Here is a 584-nt window from a genome sequence, read left to right as displayed (position 1 = left end):
CCCACCGCCACCGCCGCAGGCAGCGGACGCCGCCCGGGCGGCTGGCCCACCGCGACCCCGGCGGGCGGCGGCCAGCCCCCGTCCGCCCACAGCGCCCCCGCACCCGCGGCCGCGCCCACCGCCGTACCGCCCTCCACACCCCAGGCACCCACCGCGGCCCCCGCTCAATCCCCGGCCGGCGGCCTCGACCCCCGCATGCTCTGGCCGAACATCCTGGAAGTGGTGAAGAACCGCCGCCGTTTCACCTGGATCCTGCTCAGCCAGAACGCGCAGGTCACCGGCTTCGACGGCACGACCCTCCAGATCGGCTTCGTCAACGCGGGCGCCCGGGACAACTTCAACAGCAGCGGCAGCGAGGACGTACTGAAGCAGGCGCTGGCCGAGCAGTTCAACGTCCAGTGGAAGATCGAGGCGGTCGTCGACCCGTCGGGCGGCGGCGCTCCGCCCCCGCAGCCGGGCGGCTCCTACGGCGGTGGCGGTGGCGGCGGCGCGGCAGGTGGCTACGGCACCGCACCCGCACCCGGCGGCTACGGCACCCCCGGCCCCGCCGCGCCCGCCCCCCGCCCGGCATCCCCTCAGCCCGG

At 77.2% G+C, this 584-nt stretch carries 1 pseudogene; it reads left to right on the top strand.

Annotated features, from left to right (window positions below):
• Positions 1-584 (top strand): annotated as a pseudogene (locus tag SSP08S_RS58030) (DNA polymerase III subunit gamma and tau); the annotation flags it as partial.

Source organism: Streptomyces hokutonensis (assembly GCF_000376565.1).
In the GTDB taxonomy this organism is placed as follows: domain Bacteria; phylum Actinomycetota; class Actinomycetes; order Streptomycetales; family Streptomycetaceae; genus Streptomyces; species Streptomyces hokutonensis.
Note: the sequence above shows the minus strand (reverse complement) of the source record. Positions and strands in the feature narration are given on the sequence as shown.